Origin of the sequence: Methanorbis rubei, assembly GCF_032714495.1 — an archaeon.
In the GTDB taxonomy this organism is placed as follows: domain Archaea; phylum Halobacteriota; class Methanomicrobia; order Methanomicrobiales; family Methanocorpusculaceae; genus Methanocorpusculum; species Methanocorpusculum rubei.
In genome coordinates, this window is sequence record NZ_JAWDKB010000002.1 from 258,344 (window position 1) to 271,814 (window position 13,471).

A 13,471-nucleotide genomic window follows, 5' to 3' on the forward strand; every position below is an offset into this window, starting at 1 on the left:
GAAAAGAGTTTATGCCAGCGGATGAATCGTACATCCGTCCGGCTCGGCCTCCACGTCAAGTTTCGTCCGCACTGCCTTTGATGAGACAATCCCGGAGTTTCCAGACGGATCACTAATGATCACCGTCACGGGAATCTCTGACTTTCTTGCCTGTTCAATATGTTCCAGCAACTCAATCGCGTTCCTCGTCTCCTCTCCTTCGCAGGAAAGAAGTGCACGCCGCACAGCGTCTTCCGCACGAAGGAGAATGCCTTCGATGTTGGAGACAAATCCGCTGCATGCAGGACCCGGACGGATGTTGATGCCGAACTCAGGGATATCGATCTCGCCCTGCATACTGCGGACGACGCGTGCATTCAGATCATCGGGTGTTTCCACCTTCATCTCCCAGCGGCACGGCTCGCGATCATTGAGCACCATCGTGTCGGTGACGCGGAAACCGCAGTCTGGACAGACACCGCTCAGCAGAAGAATATCGGAAAAATAGGGAATGTTTTCCGTATCATAAATATATTCGATATCCTTGCCGCAATCAGGGCAGGGGCCTGGAACAACCTGACGCATCGGGGTTTACATGCCTCCGATCTTCTCGCGGGAGATGCGAACGCCGGTCGGGGTGATGATGACATAGCGCTGGTCGCCAAGACCAATGATGTCGCCGTTCACGTCTTTGGAAACGGCACGGAGATCACCCATCACGCGGTCGAACATGATCTTGTCGAGTTTGAGTTTGGTGATGTCAACGATGACGATATTGTTATTGTAGACCTCGTCCTTGACACGCGGACAGTCTTTGATGTCAGCAATGGTTGCAACTTTTACATACATGACTGCCGGTTCGTCAGCGCCTGCGACTCCTTCGTAGGAGGCAAGGTCTAACTTCATGTAGTCATCTTCGGAAGGGGTGTCCTTCTTTGATCCGAAAACTCCGTCAAGAAATCCCATATGAAAAATAGTTTATTTGTTGTTTATTTAATGCTTTGTATGCCTGCGACTCAGAGTTCAAGATTCCAGAGTTCATCACCGATGTAATGCAGGTTCTTTGCGGCCTTGCCTTTCTCCAGCGCAATGATTCCTGCGGCATCGTAGAGGGGAATGACCACCGCAAGAGGTTTTCCGTGACTTTCATCCACGACGAGCGCAGGAAGTCCGGCACGGACATCGTCGGTGACCGAAACGACGCCCGGCCGCATGACGTCAGCGCCGTTGATCATGTACGGGACCGCGCCCATGTCAACAGAGATGCGTCTGCCGGAGAAGGGTCTGAGGACTGCACCGCGGAGGGTCGGGAACGCCCACTCCTCCTGTTCCATGACAAGCGGCTTCTTGTCGATGATATAGATGTTGAACTTGGACGCAGTCTCGGCAATCTCAATCATGGGGGCGTTGTAAAGCGCGGCATCTTCGCCGATACTTTCGCCGAGTTTTTTCATGAGTGATGAGAGCTGGCTCTTTTTTATTGCGTGACGTTTTTTGATCGTGAGTTCTACCATTTCTGCATATCTGTTTTGTCACGGAAAATTATAATGCTTCAGTTCTTCGTAGTGTTTTGTCTCTAATCATGCTCCGCCCACGGAACACACTGAACACGCGGAATAGGCACGAAAAAACATCACGGAGCAGACGTGAAAAATCACGGAAGACGAAAACAATTCAATCCCGTGCTGTTCATGTCTGCTCCGTGATGTTGAAATATTCTGTGTGTTCCCGCGAAGCGGTAAGCAGGCCGAAGGCATGCGTTCCGTTTTTCCATGGGCGACTTAACAATCACTCCTATATTACCAAAAAGTTGATCTCTTCTCAGCGTGATAATGAAAATAATGAATGATGCGTTGAGCTGCCGGACGATTGGTGTTGTCAGATCACCGTTCAAAGAGAAGGGCGACGCTCCGAGTCAGGGACGTCACACTGATGAGATAAGCATGATCGAGATAGCCCCCGAGTACCGTGACGGACTTGACGGCATTGCCGCGGGAGATGATCTCTTCATTCTCTGCTGGTTTGATCGGTCCGATCGAACGATTCTGAAGACCCGTAAACGAGGGGAGAACGAAGGCCCGCTTCGCGGCGTGTTTTCCACCCGCTCTCCTGCACGCCCCAATCCGATCGCGCTAACGCTCGTCAAACTTGTGGAAATATCCGGCGGCACACTTCGGGTTCGTGGGCTTGAAGCGTTAGACGGCACGCCGGTTATTGACATCAAACCTTACTCAGCAGGAATCGATACGCCGCGTGAGTCGTGATCGTATCCCCCCGGCTTTCCGCGGACTGAAATACAATCAATGACAAACATTGGTTATCAGCCTGATGAATGCGGAGGTAACTACCCCTACGCTATCTTTATGTGGGAATGAAACGAATACATTAAGCACTCTTCCATGAGTCCGTAGGACTCGTGAGATGTTTCGTCCCTTTCGGGGCGGAACTCTACCTGATGAGACAAACGAGGTATCCTTATGACAAAGAGACCGCTTGAAATTTTAGATCAGGTCCTTAACCGCCAGCCGGTGATTATTTCACTGAAAGGCGGGAGGGAGATCCGCGGGGTTCTCCAGGGCTACGACGTTCACATGAACCTGGTTCTTGACAAGGCTGAGGAAGAAGGAGAGAAGGGTACTGTCCAGCTTGGAACGCTTATCGTTCGCGGCGACAATGTTATCTACATCTCTCCGTCTGTAGAATAAACTTGAGGTGAATTACAACAATGACAAAAGGCACGCCATCAATGGGTCTGCGGAACAAGCACTCCCACATCATCTGCCGCCGCTGCGGAAAACAGTCCTTCCACGCCCGGCACGGTGTTTGTTCCTCGTGCGGATTTGGCAAGAGCGCTAAGATCCGCGGGTACAGCTGGACGAAAAAAGCAGCAGATAACTAAAAAGGTTGTTGTATGAGTGGTATTGCCGGCATCGTCGATTCTCGCGGTGTCGCCTACCCCCTATATTATGCTCTGCATGCCCTCCAGCATCGAGGCCAGGAGGCAGCAGGCATATCTACTTTTGACGGGAAGGACTTGTCTTTGTACAAGGGTCCCGGACAACTTTCCGAAGTGTTTAACGAGTCTATTCTGGCGAAACTATCTGGCAATGTCGGAATCGGTCAGGTTCTGTACACACAGAAGGCTCATCGCGGGAGACCGGAAAATATCCAGCCGCTGAAATTTTCTTTTCAGGGTCATGTGCTGTCGATTACGGTAAGCGCTGCGCTGGTGCAGGACAACCGCGAGGCTCTTCGGACTGAGTATGAGGGGAAGGGACACATCTTTTCGACGACCACTAACGCTGAGCTGATTGCAGCGATGATCGCTCATGAGCTCATTTCTGGAAAGAATGCAGAGGACTCGTTTGTCAATGCGATCCGGCGGCTGAAAGGAGCCTACGCCGGTGTTGCAATTCTTGACGGTGTTTTGTACGCGTTCCGTGATCCTCTCGGAACCAAACCGCTCTGTCTTGGCGAGTTTGCCACCGGCTACATCGTTGCCTCGGAAAGTGTTGCGATCGATACACTTTCCGGAGATTTCATCCGCGATGTTGTGCCCGGAGAACTTGTCATTGTGACCGAGGAAGGCGTTTCCGCCCGTCAGGTGCTCAAAGCTGATCATCATGCGTTCTGTGTATTTGAGTATGTCTACACTGCACGACCCGACTCGGTTATCGATGGTGTTCTGGTGTACGATGCCCGCAGAAAGATCGGTGAGAAACTTGCGAAGTATCCGGTCAAGGCTGATCTTGTCTCGCCGGTGCCGGACTCGGGCACGGCATTTGCCACAGGATTTGCTGATGTGTCCGGCATTCCGTACATGGAAGGTCTCTTGAAGAACCGGTATGTCGGACGAACGTTCATCATGCCGGCACAGAGTCTTCGCGAGAATGCGGTGCGGATGAAACTCAATCCGGTCCGCAGACATGTCGAGAACAAGTCTGTTGTTTTAGTGGATGACAGTATTGTCCGCGGCACCACATCGCTCAGGATCGTTGAGATGGTCCGTGACTTTGGTGCGAAAGAGGTCCATATGCGTATCGGCTCCACCCCGATTATTGCGCCCTGCTACTTCGGCGTGGACCTACCGACCCGCGATGAGCTGATTGCGAACGGTCGGAGCACTGAAGAAATCCGAAAGATGATTCATGCAACAACGCTTGAGTACGTCTCTGAAGAGGATCTTGTGGACTCCATCGGCATCCCGGGCGAGGACCTCTGCATGGCCTGTGCCTGCGGAAAGTATCCGCTTGAAATTCCGGGCGAACCCTGCTGTGCGTGCCGCAGGGTGTATCCGGCAGAAGATAACTGACCGGTATTTTTGTCCGGTTTCCTATTTTTTCAGTACAATTGTAATTCCGCGAAAATATTTTGTCGATAGATGTGTGCTGGTGAAATGGGTTTTGTTTCGAGAAAAAAACACGGATAATATTATGCCTGTATGATGTCGTGAAAGTATTTCCTCACGATTGTTTCTGGTATCACAAAAAATCATCATCACGGAATTCACAAGTAATGCGATATTCCAGTGATGTTTTCGTCTGCTTTGTGAGCTCAAAGTGCCGAACTTTTTTTCGGAAAAAATAGGGCTGACATATCGACTCCCTCATGTTCCAGCAACATCGCTTTTGTCCCGACACCACCGGCGTAGCCTGTCAAATTGCCGCTGGTTCCCACTACCCGATGACAGGGAATGATAATGGAGATTGGATTATGCCCCACCGCTCCACCAACCGCCTGACTGGACATTCGTTCTTTTCCCAGCCTATTTGCCATTTTTTTGGCAATTTCTCCGTACGTGATCACCTCTCCATATGGAATTTCACACAAAATATCCCACACTTCCTGCCTGAATTCTCCGCCGTGAGGACGAAGGGACAGCTCCGAAACCAGAGGTTTCTCTCCGGAAAAATATCTGTCCAGCCATCTCTTCGTAGAGACAAAGATTGGGAGTTCATTCTTTTCCGTCATTTTATCGGGGATGGTATCGCCAAAATACTTTTGCCCCTCAATCCAAAGTCCCACAAGATCTTCCCCGTCGCTGGCAAGGGTTAGTGTTCCGACTGGTGTCAGATGCTTTGTTGAATAGTACATAGTAATTTCCTCTATAAGATGTTTCAAAAACTCTCAGCGGCATAAATGTGCCACTGTCTTCGTGATGCGGTTATCTGAATTATTTCCTTGTGAGATGAAAAATGTGATGCTTTTTTTCTCTCCCACATCTGTTGCAAGAAACCTCTCGGTTCAACCAATAATTCGTGTAGCAATCTCTGTCAGGATCTCAATGTCGTGAATTTCCATGGTGGACCCAGTCTCCGTCTGGTTTAGGCAGGATGAATGATAGGCGCGAAAAACACGGTATCTTGATTACGGCACAACACCTTTCTACTTAGTATCATGATTACGGTACTGTCCGGCGGAACCGGCACACCGAAACTCATCCGCGGACTCCGTCAGATTCTGCGTGACAACGAGATCACGGTCGTGGTCAACACGGCCGAAGATATGTGGATGTCGGGCCTCTACGTTTCGCCTGACATTGATACCGTGCAGTATCTTTTCTCCGGCCTTCTGAACACCGACTCGTGGTGGGGCATCAGGGGCGACTCGTTTGAGACGTTTCATGCGATGGAAAAACTTGGCTACACCGAACCTCTCCCGCTCGGTGACAAGGATCGTGCGACCAATGTCTGCCGTGCCGAGTTCCTCAGGCAGGGGATGACGCTCACCGAGGCAACGGAAAAAATTGCCAGAGGCTACGGGGTGCAGGCAGCGATTCTGCCGATGTCTGATCAGGAGGTGACAACCTACGTCAGAACCGAGGACGGTAGCCTCATGCATTATCAGGAGTACTGGGTTGGCAGGCGCGGTAATGTGCCGATCACCGAAATCGTCCGAAAGACTGCGGGCAACGCCCCGCTCACAGCAACTCCTGAGGTCATCGCCGCAATTGAAAACAGCGACGGCGTTATCATCGGCCCGTCCAATCCGGTGACCAGCATCGGCCCGATTCTTGAGTGTGCGGGAGTGCGTGAAGCTCTCGCACCAAAGTTCACGATCGCTGTAAGTCCATTCATCGGCAACCGTCCGTTCAGCGGTCCGGCAGCCGCCCTCATGCGTGCGTGGGGACATGAGCCAACCTCCTACGGCACATGGCAGGTCTACAAAGACTGCGTCAGCATGTTTATTCAGGACACCCGCGACACCGATATCGAAGTCCCGGGCGCTCACCGGCTCGATACCATGATGACAAATGAAAAGAAGGCCGAGTCCCTTGCATGGGATTTGCTCTCATACTTCCCACGAAAATAAATTGATTCGATGCTGGATGAGATCTTGAAACGCGAATCGCAGGCCGAAGGCATGCGATTTTTTATTCGCGTTTCAAAATTTCGTTTCAAAAAAAAGAATTTTTTTAAAATTTTTTCTTAGCGATCAGATCAATCTAAAATAAATTATTTTAGTAGTTTTCGAAAATCGCGATTGGCGATTTTTTATTCGCGCTATTCGTGCTATTCGTGTTTCAAAATTTCGCGTTTCAAAAAAAATATTTTTTATCTTGCCCGCACACGGAACTCGTGTGCCGCAGCCTTCGGGTCGGCAGCCTCATAGATCGCACGACCAACGATGATGCCGTCCACATATTTTTTCACGTCTTCAGGTTGTGCTCCCTGAGCACCAACACCTGGCGAATAAATTTTCATCGAAGAGCCGATGATGCCGCGAAGAGTTGCCGTCCGCTCGGGCCGCGTTGCCGGAGCAATGATGCCGTCAGCCCCTGCAGCCTTTGCCATCCGTGCCATCCTCTCTGCATTCTCTCCTGAGAGGAAGTCAAGAGCTCCCGGATGACTCATCTCGCAGACCACAAAGCAGACGCCGCCGTGATCATGTGATGCGTCCACACATGCCGCAAGTGAGTCTGACCCGCAGAACGCATGCGTAATGATGCCTGCACATCCTGCACCGAACACCTCTTCACAGATGAGGGAGTTGGTGTTTGGAATGTCAGCCACCTTGAAGTCTGCGATGATTGGAATCTCTGACTTTGCGAGATCCTTCACGATCCCAAGGCCGGTTGAAAGCACCAGCGGATAGCCTATCTTGATCGCATCAAGCTCGCCCGCGCAGGCAGCTGCCACGCGAACCGCCTCGGCCTTTCCCTTCACATCCAGTGCGAGAAGAAGATCCGCCATTTATTTTTTCTCCAGCCGCTCGAGCGTTGCCGTTGCAAGAATCGGCAGCGTAATCGTCGCATCGCCGTAGACCGTGACACCGATACCGCCCTCGCCGATCTTTCCCCAGGACTTTGCCTCATCCAGCGTCGCCCCGGACAGTCCACCGAGGTCGGGCCGGTCACCGGTCAGCTGCACAACATAGGTGAACGCATTTTCCGTCATCAGCATCGTCTGCAGCGTGAAGTTCTTGGGAACACCGCCGCCCACAAGAACAGCTCCCGCCTTCTTCACATTGAATGCTGTGTTCATCAGCTCATGCATATCGCCGATCGCATCAAGAATTGTCTTCTTGTGGAACTGGGAAAACATCCAGTACTGAAGTCCTAAGACTGAGTCTTGAAACGCCGGACAGTAGACAGGAATCTCATGCTTTGCTGCGGTCGCAAGAATTCCTGTGTCGAGTTGCTCGCCTATTACCCGCAGGAGTTTGCTGATCGTGATCGGCTGTTCCGGTAGACCGGTGTAGACATCCTGAATGAAATCCTCCAGTTCCTCGTAGGCTTCGTTGGGGAGGAAGATATCATAGATACGGTTGATCTCCTCTTTTCTCAGTTCAATGTCATCGCACTCGGCGTTCCCATGGTAGTGGTGGCAGCCGATTGCCTCGATTAAATCATGTGTGAGGTTTGCACCGGTCGAAGTAAGAACATCGATGTGTCCCTTTTCGATCAGAGTTGAGACGATGCCGCCCATTCCTGCCGGAACCATTGCGCCGGACAGACCGAAGAACTTCGTCATGTCCGGGTCGGTGAGCATTTTTTCATAGACATCGACCGCGTGGAAGAGGCTGCCGCCGTTGTAAGCTCCCGCACCTCCCATCTCGGAAACGAGTTCGTTCACCGTCATGCCTGCACGGGGAATGAACTGCTTTACCGGATCATTACAGTGTTTGTGCATTGTATTGTGTACCTGCCTAAAGCGAATAACATACAATTTGGCGAGCGTGAGCAATAAGATATTGGAAAACAGTTATGGGTGTGGTGAGGGCAGCAGTATCCACACTGCTTTGTACTCCACATCCCCCACCTAGCTATACTATTTGCGTTAACAACTTTTAATCTTGCCGTCTCTGCCCTTGATGAATCCCTGTTTGCGGAGATCATTGAGAACGCCTGAGAGATAATCTGCGGAGAGGTCAAAGGAGATGGCGTCAGTAGTGTCGCCGAGAGGAAACGCTGGTGCATCAAATGCTTTCAGCAGTGCTTCTTCCGTTGTGACACCGTCCACGATAAGTTCGTGAATTTTTGCGATAAGTGCCTGTTTGAAGAATATTGCGTCCACAAACCGTCCTGCGTCATCGTCGTCGACGTCAAGGTGTTCGAGGACATCTCCCAGATCATCGATGCCTGAGGTGAGTATGATCTCTGGGCCGATGGTGACCACGTAGCCTGTCGTCGAGGAAGTGCGTATGTGGCTGGTAATACCTGAGTCATCCAGGTCTTCGGGGGCGATTCCGCCAAGATCACTGTAGGCGTACATGACGCGCATCTCTTTTGGCTCTTTGATGCCGGTGAGTGTGTACTCTGGTGTTTCTCCTGCGACGCTTAAGAGTTCGTTGTCCTCAAGGGTTCCGAGGATCATGAGGGAGTTGACGAACTTTTCTGTTGCGGTCTTCTGGATGTCATCGTTTCCGTTTGCTTCGATGGTCTCCAGCTGTGCAAGAAGCTGTGAGGGTGTTGCATCAGTTAAGACGTCGCCGACTTTGTGTTCCGCAAAAAATTCGGTGAGGGTTTTTTCGCGACTGAGGAGATCTGTTTTGATCTCTGAGAGTTCGCTGTCCTCTTCTTTGGCGATGATGGTGTCGATAAGTGCGGTAAATGCTGCAATGGTTCCTTCGAAGTAGGGGGTTCCGGAGAAGAGGTGCTCAACTGATATGCGGGCTGAGCAGTCCTTCTCCTTGAGATATTTCTGAAACTCTGCGGCGTCCTCCCGCGAGTAGAATGTGATCTTTTCCTCAAGCGTCATGGTTGTAGTATCTTTTTGATGCGGAAGGGGTTATCTTTTCCGACGCGTGGGTTTGTGATACCACGAAAAGATTTAATCGATTTTTTGAAAAAAAAGGAAACGCGAATAGCGCGAATAAAAAATCGCCAATGGCGATTTTCAAAAATTTAGTATAATTGCTTATATTTGGACTATTTTCTCAGTTCAGAGAATCATGGCCAATTTCTTTTTTTTCCTCAAAAATCCCCATTGGCGATTTTTTTATTCGCGCTATTTGCGCTCTTCCGCGAAGCGGTGAGCAGGCCGCAGGCATGCGATTCGCGTTTCAAAATCACATCCGCACAACCGGTTTTGCGAGATGCCTTCGTGCGCCGGGCGGGACCTCATACCATCCTTCATCAATATCTCTCGGCATCTCCGCGACATCGCGGACGCGGCCCGAGCAGCTACGGCATTTGTATCCTTTTCCGCGGCCGGCAGAGGTCATGCGACCGCCGCAGACTGGACACTTGGGTGATGTGCGAAGCTCTACTGCTGCGGGCGTGTGCAGGCAGAACTTTTCCAGATGCAGAACACCGTTCTGATAACTGCCGCAGAGGGTGACTATGTCCTCTGGGAGGAGTTTTCGCACCATGTGCCGAAACTCCTTGGTCGGCTCAAACGCAAACACCGTGATCTCTTCTCCAATCTCAGGCTGAAACACAAACTGCACGTGTCCGCCTTGTTTTGTTTCCGGCACACTTGCAACCATGCCGGAAATTTTGTATGAGAATCCCTCTTCCGTGGTTCCGGCATACTCGATCAGATGTGCGTCGGTTCCCTGATTTGTTTTCCAGATTTTTGTAAGCGAAGGCAGTTCGGTTTCAAGCATCTCTGCTGATGCGGCAACCCACTCAGGCGACTCGCCGCGGATGCCGTAGAGTACCGGATCCTTTCCATGTGGTACGCACACAACCGTTTTTGCGGCGAAGTCAACCGTATCCCAGGTGTGCGGAACGGTTGCTTTGGCTGACGCAAAAAAACTCCCGGGCTGAATGGTTCGCGGTGTTCCAAACCGGTCGGGCGACCGGTATGCAAGATACTCGTATGTTGCGTCCGGCAGAACAGACGACACCGCCGCAAGAGCGCCGATAAGTCCGCGCCCACATTTGTATCCCTGATACAATGCCTTGATCGTATCCAGCCGCTGAGTAGTTTCCTCGATGGTGCAGAATCTTTGCAGAGCCTGATAGTAATATTCGGGATCAGGCTTTTCCTCAACCACCACCACGCCGGGATTCGTCTTCTCGCAGCCGAACTCTGCGAACTCTTCGACCAATTCGCATGCGAGGGCAAACACCTCCTTTGGCTCTCCGCCCAAAACCTCCAGACACACCGCCGCATTTCCCCGCGTCTTCCACACCACATTCGGATTTAGTCTGATCAGCCGCAGCTCCGCTACGATGCAGCCTGCGCGCTGAAGTTTTTCAGCGAGCATCGCGCCTAAATACGTAGTGCACATCCCGTCTACAGAGTCGGTGTCGTCCAATCCGATGAACATTCTATCGATACTATTTTATTGAACTGCATTACTATTACGATTATACCATTTTATGTCCAACGACCGACTGCTTCAGAACGTGGTCAGCATCCTGATCATGGCAGGCTATGATGTGTCGGAACGCTGCGAGATTCGTCCGCGAAGTTTCGATCTGATGACGTCAGACGGTGAACATCTGCTCGTTATCAAGGTCGTGTCCCAGATCGACAGCGTCAACGAAGACATCGCCTGGGACCTGGACAAAATTGCGCGACACCTTGGAGCAATCCCTTTGATAATTGGTGAGCGTGCACGAGACGCTCCTCTTGAACGCGGCGCAATTTATCTTCGCTACAGCATCAACGCCGTGTCATCCGCGACTCTGTACGATTATCTTGCCGAAGGCGAGCTGCCGCTCGTCTATGCCTCGCCTGGCGGCCTCTATGTCAACATCGATGCAGACAAACTTCGCGAACTTCGCGAGGAGCAGTCGATGTCCCTCGGAGACCTCGCCCATCTCCTCGGTGTGTCCCGCCGCACCATCAGCAAGTACGAAGGAGGGATGGGCACAACATTGGATGTTGCCATGCGGCTTGAAGAGCTGTTCAACGACGATATTGTGATGCCGATTGATCTCTTCCGCTACACGCCTGCAGCTGAAGCCAAGAGCCCTGCCTCGCTTCCCGCAGGCCACGGCACGGATGCTGATGCGCATCAGCAGCCTGCCGACCGGCTGCGGTCGATTGGGATCAGCGTTCATGAACTTCGCCGTGCTCCGTTCCATGCGTTCGCGGTGTTTGAGGATGAGACCATCCTCACCTGCTACGGCACTGCCCAGAAGACCGTCCGTCGTGCGGAACTGGTGGGCAACATCTCCCAGATCTCAGGCACGCACTCGCTCTGCGTTGTCTCTGATTACCGGAAGGAAAAAAAGATTGGAAAGACGCTCGTGATTGGGGAAGAGCGGTTGAAGGATGTCTCCGATGGATCAGATCTTTTGGAGATGGTCGCAGATAAACAGTAGGGGGTAGAAGGGTCTGCCCCGAAATTATATTTTTGTCGGATAGAAGATGTTCTTGCCTGACGAGTTGAGCGGAATGCCGTAGACCATGGTACATGCATCCATCAGATGCAGCCGTTGTGCAACAACGCCGACGGTGTACATGACTCTGTTGTCCACATTGTTCTGGCTCGCACATTTCACGGCAGAGCCGAGTGCAACACCCAGATCTGTTACCTTGATAACACAGTTCGGGCCCGGATACTCTGAGTACTCGGTTGGCGGATGACTCCGGACAGCTTTGGTAAACTCCCGACAGGTATGGTAGCCGCATCCTCCGCAGTTTGCACCAACCACCATCCAGCCTTTCACACCGATCAAAACGATCGCATCACATTTTCGTATCTGTTTTGCATTGTCGCTGAAGTATCCCACTCCCTTCTCCTTCGCATACTCTTCCATCTCATTCGCGAGCCGTGCGATGTCATTTCCGTAGACAACGGTTGCAATAATTGAGTCAAAACCCATCGCTTTCGGGGCGGTTCTGGCTGCAACGACCATGAGACCGGCAACGGATTTTACCACTTCTGTTTCTGAAACCATGAGTGTTCTTTTGTTTTTTGAACACAAAATAATCGAGAGTAATTGCGATAATACATGGTATCATCGAGATGACTATTGGACGCAGTTTGTCAGGGTCCGAGGAGATATATCTGATGAGAAACTAACGAAAGGACAATGGTGGTAGGGACCAGTGGCCGTCAGAGATAATTTACCCCAATGGCCTGTCGAGGCCGCATTTGACTGTATCAGCGGACGGTGGAAGCCGCTCATCATCTGGTGCATCGGCTACGACAAACTCCGCTACTCTGATATCAAGACAAGTCTTGTTCCAATAAGTCCGCATATTTTGTCCCGCCAGCTGAAGAGTCTTGAGAACGACGGGCTCATCATCAGGATCCAGTATCAGGAGGTCCCGCTGCGGGTCGAGTATCATCTGACGCCGGCAGGACTTGAACTTCTTCCGATACTTGGCTATCTCTGCGGCTGGGCTTCAGTGCATCTTCCAAGCAGGGTCTCATCCCCTGTCCGGAAAAATTGTCGGAGATTTTTCTGTCAGCAAAACTCTGAAAATTTTTCCGTCTGTTCGTCTGCGGAAAATATTCTCTGAAAAAAATATTGGTTTAATGCATCACTGGGTCTGCAAAGAAAATATTTTTTCCCGACGCTTTGAGCGGGATGCCGTAGACGATGCTGCACTCATCCATCACCTGAAGTTTTTTCGCCGCAACACCTGCGGTGTACATGACTCTGTTGTCCACATTGTGGGACGCCGCACACTTCACCGCAGACCCTACCGCGATGCCGAGGTCGGTTACCTTGAAGATACAGTTCGGTCCCGGATAATCTGCGACTGCTTGCGCAGCAGCCCTGACCTCTTTTCCAAACTCTGCACAGGTTGCGTGACCACACCCCCCGCAGTTTGCACCAAGCGGCTGACAGCCTTTCACACCGATGAGAACCATCAGGTCAGCAGCTCTCAGATGATTTGCATTGGTATTGAAAAATGTCATGCCGGTCTGTTCCCCGATCTCATCCATCTTTTTTGCAAAACTTTCCAGCTCTTTGCCTGCAACTATTTTTGTTACGATCGAATCAACTGCCATCGCTTTCGGAGCGGTTCGTGCTGCAACCATCATCAGTCCCGCAACAATTTCCACGGTATCAATCTCGGATATCATGCATACTTCTTTTGCGATTTTTCCATAAATACAAAAAAGTATCAGCGAACAG

At 51.3% G+C, this 13,471-nt stretch carries 17 protein-coding genes; 7 read left to right on the forward strand and 10 right to left on the reverse strand.

The genetic code is table 11. The annotated features are described in order from the left end of the window. Positions 1 to 9 precede the first annotated feature (9 nt). Genes McpCs1_RS03255 through McpCs1_RS03265 form a run of 3 tightly spaced genes read right to left on the reverse strand, consistent with a single transcriptional unit; the run spans position 10 to position 1,493 of the window. Positions 10 to 564, reverse strand: coding sequence for a ZPR1 zinc finger domain-containing protein (locus tag McpCs1_RS03255; protein ID WP_338095826.1), 555 nt, complete (start codon positions 562 to 564; stop codon positions 10 to 12). A 6-nt stretch (positions 565 to 570) separates the two neighbouring features. Continuing rightward, positions 571 to 945 carry a cell division protein SepF gene (locus McpCs1_RS03260; protein WP_338095827.1) on the reverse strand — a complete coding sequence of 125 codons (375 nt, stop codon included), beginning with the start codon at positions 943 to 945 and terminating at the stop codon, positions 571 to 573. 50 nt (positions 946 to 995) lie between these two features. After that, positions 996 to 1,493, reverse strand: a complete 498-nt coding sequence (locus McpCs1_RS03265) for an RNA-binding protein (RefSeq protein ID WP_338095828.1) — start codon at positions 1,491 to 1,493, stop codon at positions 996 to 998. Between the two features lie 327 nt (positions 1,494 to 1,820). Between McpCs1_RS03265 and tsaA the strand changes: the two genes are divergently transcribed. The 4 genes from tsaA to purF all read left to right on the forward strand — a co-directional run bounded on the left by tsaA (position 1,821) and on the right by purF (position 4,291). After that, entirely contained in the window at positions 1,821 to 2,243 is a 423-nt protein-coding gene (gene tsaA / locus McpCs1_RS03270) for a tRNA (N6-threonylcarbamoyladenosine(37)-N6)-methyltransferase TrmO (RefSeq protein WP_338095829.1), read from the forward strand. A 213-nt stretch (positions 2,244 to 2,456) separates the two neighbouring features. Then, positions 2,457 to 2,684 (forward strand): LSM domain-containing protein, encoded by a 228-nt coding sequence (locus tag McpCs1_RS03275; protein WP_338095830.1) that lies wholly within the window; start codon positions 2,457 to 2,459, stop codon positions 2,682 to 2,684. Positions 2,685 to 2,704: 20 nt separating this feature from the next. Next, the gene (locus tag McpCs1_RS03280) at positions 2,705 to 2,878 is read left to right on the forward strand and encodes a 50S ribosomal protein L37e (RefSeq protein ID WP_338093303.1); all 174 of its coding nucleotides are present in this window, start codon (positions 2,705 to 2,707) and stop codon (positions 2,876 to 2,878) included. A gap of 12 nt (positions 2,879 to 2,890) precedes the next feature. Continuing rightward, complete coding sequence (gene purF, locus McpCs1_RS03285; protein ID WP_338095831.1) at positions 2,891 to 4,291, forward strand: amidophosphoribosyltransferase; 1,401 nt, start codon at positions 2,891 to 2,893, stop codon at positions 4,289 to 4,291. Positions 4,292 to 4,533: 242 nt separating this feature from the next. On the opposite strand, the gene McpCs1_RS03290 is transcribed toward purF, so the two are convergent. Further along, positions 4,534 to 5,073 (reverse strand): methylated-DNA--[protein]-cysteine S-methyltransferase, encoded by a 540-nt coding sequence (locus tag McpCs1_RS03290; RefSeq protein ID WP_338095832.1) that lies wholly within the window; start codon positions 5,071 to 5,073, stop codon positions 4,534 to 4,536. Positions 5,074 to 5,376: 303 nt separating this feature from the next. Here McpCs1_RS03290 and cofD point away from each other — a divergent pair, with 303 nt between their 5' ends. Then, positions 5,377 to 6,291, forward strand: coding sequence for a 2-phospho-L-lactate transferase (gene cofD / locus McpCs1_RS03295; RefSeq protein ID WP_338095833.1), 915 nt, complete (start codon positions 5,377 to 5,379; stop codon positions 6,289 to 6,291). Positions 6,292 to 6,533: 242 nt separating this feature from the next. On the opposite strand, the gene pyrF is transcribed toward cofD, so the two are convergent. The 4 genes from pyrF to McpCs1_RS03315 form a co-directional block, all read right to left on the reverse strand. Continuing rightward, positions 6,534 to 7,172, reverse strand: coding sequence for an orotidine-5'-phosphate decarboxylase (gene pyrF, locus McpCs1_RS03300; protein ID WP_338095834.1), 639 nt, complete (start codon positions 7,170 to 7,172; stop codon positions 6,534 to 6,536). Next, on the reverse strand, positions 7,173 to 8,111 hold the full coding sequence (locus McpCs1_RS03305; protein ID WP_338095835.1) for a deoxyhypusine synthase: 939 nt from the start codon (positions 8,109 to 8,111) through the stop codon (positions 7,173 to 7,175). It abuts the gene before it with no gap. A gap of 147 nt (positions 8,112 to 8,258) precedes the next feature. Then, positions 8,259 to 9,179 carry a hypothetical protein gene (locus McpCs1_RS03310; RefSeq protein WP_338095836.1) on the reverse strand — a complete coding sequence of 307 codons (921 nt, stop codon included), beginning with the start codon at positions 9,177 to 9,179 and terminating at the stop codon, positions 8,259 to 8,261. A 310-nt stretch (positions 9,180 to 9,489) separates the two neighbouring features. Continuing rightward, positions 9,490 to 10,698, reverse strand: a complete 1,209-nt coding sequence (locus tag McpCs1_RS03315; RefSeq protein ID WP_338095837.1) for a TiaS agmantine-binding domain-containing protein — start codon at positions 10,696 to 10,698, stop codon at positions 9,490 to 9,492. Between the two features lie 52 nt (positions 10,699 to 10,750). Here McpCs1_RS03315 and McpCs1_RS03320 point away from each other — a divergent pair, with 52 nt between their 5' ends. Then, positions 10,751 to 11,701 carry a transcriptional regulator gene (locus McpCs1_RS03320; protein ID WP_338095838.1) on the forward strand — a complete coding sequence of 317 codons (951 nt, stop codon included), beginning with the start codon at positions 10,751 to 10,753 and terminating at the stop codon, positions 11,699 to 11,701. 24 nt (positions 11,702 to 11,725) lie between these two features. On the opposite strand, the gene McpCs1_RS03325 is transcribed toward McpCs1_RS03320, so the two are convergent. Then, positions 11,726 to 12,280 carry a ferredoxin domain-containing protein gene (locus tag McpCs1_RS03325; RefSeq protein WP_338095839.1) on the reverse strand — a complete coding sequence of 185 codons (555 nt, stop codon included), beginning with the start codon at positions 12,278 to 12,280 and terminating at the stop codon, positions 11,726 to 11,728. Between the two features lie 151 nt (positions 12,281 to 12,431). Here McpCs1_RS03325 and McpCs1_RS03330 point away from each other — a divergent pair, with 151 nt between their 5' ends. Further along, positions 12,432 to 12,848, forward strand: coding sequence for a winged helix-turn-helix transcriptional regulator (locus McpCs1_RS03330; RefSeq protein ID WP_338095840.1), 417 nt, complete (start codon positions 12,432 to 12,434; stop codon positions 12,846 to 12,848). Positions 12,849 to 12,861: 13 nt separating this feature from the next. Here McpCs1_RS03330 and McpCs1_RS03335 read toward each other — a convergent pair whose 3' ends face one another. Beyond that, a complete protein-coding gene (locus McpCs1_RS03335; RefSeq protein ID WP_338095841.1) occupies positions 12,862 to 13,419 on the reverse strand; it encodes a ferredoxin domain-containing protein in 558 nt (185 codons plus the stop codon). Positions 13,420 to 13,471: the final 52 nt, after the last annotated feature.

Bases quoted from the DNA above. Each gene is read 5' to 3' on its own strand.
- McpCs1_RS03310 (WP_338095836.1), bottom strand. From the start codon at position 9,179: ATGACGCTTGAGGAAAAGATCACATTCTACTCGCGGGAGGACGCCGCA.
- McpCs1_RS03280 (WP_338093303.1), top strand. From the start codon at position 2,705: ATGACAAAAGGCACGCCATCAATGGGTCTGCGGAACAAGCACTCCCAC.
- McpCs1_RS03290 (WP_338095832.1), bottom strand. From the start codon at position 5,073: ATGTACTATTCAACAAAGCATCTGACACCAGTCGGAACACTAACCCTT.
- cofD (WP_338095833.1), top strand. From the start codon at position 5,377: ATGATTACGGTACTGTCCGGCGGAACCGGCACACCGAAACTCATCCGC.
- McpCs1_RS03255 (WP_338095826.1), bottom strand. From the start codon at position 564: ATGCGTCAGGTTGTTCCAGGCCCCTGCCCTGATTGCGGCAAGGATATC.
- McpCs1_RS03315 (WP_338095837.1), bottom strand. From the start codon at position 10,698: ATGTTCATCGGATTGGACGACACCGACTCTGTAGACGGGATGTGCACT.
- McpCs1_RS03275 (WP_338095830.1), top strand. From the start codon at position 2,457: ATGACAAAGAGACCGCTTGAAATTTTAGATCAGGTCCTTAACCGCCAG.
- McpCs1_RS03305 (WP_338095835.1), bottom strand. From the start codon at position 8,111: ATGCACAAACACTGTAATGATCCGGTAAAGCAGTTCATTCCCCGTGCA.
- McpCs1_RS03335 (WP_338095841.1), bottom strand. From the start codon at position 13,419: ATGATATCCGAGATTGATACCGTGGAAATTGTTGCGGGACTGATGATG.
- McpCs1_RS03325 (WP_338095839.1), bottom strand. From the start codon at position 12,280: ATGGTTTCAGAAACAGAAGTGGTAAAATCCGTTGCCGGTCTCATGGTC.
- purF (WP_338095831.1), top strand. From the start codon at position 2,891: ATGAGTGGTATTGCCGGCATCGTCGATTCTCGCGGTGTCGCCTACCCC.
- McpCs1_RS03265 (WP_338095828.1), bottom strand. From the start codon at position 1,493: ATGGTAGAACTCACGATCAAAAAACGTCACGCAATAAAAAAGAGCCAG.
- tsaA (WP_338095829.1), top strand. From the start codon at position 1,821: ATGAATGATGCGTTGAGCTGCCGGACGATTGGTGTTGTCAGATCACCG.
- pyrF (WP_338095834.1), bottom strand. From the start codon at position 7,172: ATGGCGGATCTTCTTCTCGCACTGGATGTGAAGGGAAAGGCCGAGGCG.
- McpCs1_RS03320 (WP_338095838.1), top strand. From the start codon at position 10,751: ATGTCCAACGACCGACTGCTTCAGAACGTGGTCAGCATCCTGATCATG.
- McpCs1_RS03260 (WP_338095827.1), bottom strand. From the start codon at position 945: ATGGGATTTCTTGACGGAGTTTTCGGATCAAAGAAGGACACCCCTTCC.